The organism is Pseudoalteromonas luteoviolacea, from assembly GCF_021654285.1.
Taxonomy (GTDB): Bacteria; Pseudomonadota; Gammaproteobacteria; order Enterobacterales; family Alteromonadaceae; genus Pseudoalteromonas; species Pseudoalteromonas luteoviolacea_J.
The window spans coordinates 1-515 of the sequence record NZ_JAKFZS010000105.1 but is presented as its reverse complement, the minus strand read 5'-3'; the positions used below and the strand labels follow the sequence as shown (position 1 = coordinate 515).

The 515-nt window shown below is 45.2% G+C and carries 1 protein-coding gene; it reads left to right on the top strand.

Annotated elements, in window-relative coordinates; genetic code table 11:
- Positions 1-515, top strand: a 515-nt coding sequence (locus L1077_RS27210) for an SdrD B-like domain-containing protein (RefSeq protein WP_237139889.1), incomplete at both ends; no start/stop codon positions are given.

The window sequence follows — 515 nt, the reverse complement described above, 5'->3', positions numbered from 1 at the left end:
CCCAGATCAATTTGGTTCAAACAGTGAGATCAAATTGGTACTAGCTGACGGTGCAGCTCCAGATCTTATCTTCACAGAGCAATTAAATGCGGGTGATAAATCTATCTCAGGCCGCGTGTTTGTGGACATTAATCAAGATGGCACAAGTAACGGCAATGACTTTGTACTTGCTGGTATTCAGATCACGCTAACGGGTCAGGATCTTTACGGTGAAGCGGTGAGCTTAAGCACCACAACCGACGCAAACGGTGCATTTAACTTTGCTGGTCTGCGCCAATCTAATGCGGCGGGTTACACCATCACGCAAGGCGCAACGGACTACCTTGAAGGCCAAGATTACCAAGGTGCAAACCCAGATCAATTTGGTTCAAACAGTGAGATCAAATTGGTACTAGCTGACGGTGCAGCTCCAGATCTTATCTTCACAGAGCAATTAAATATTGGTGACAAATCTATCTCAGGTCGTGTATTTGTGGACATCAATCAAGATGGCACAAATAACGGCAATGACTTTG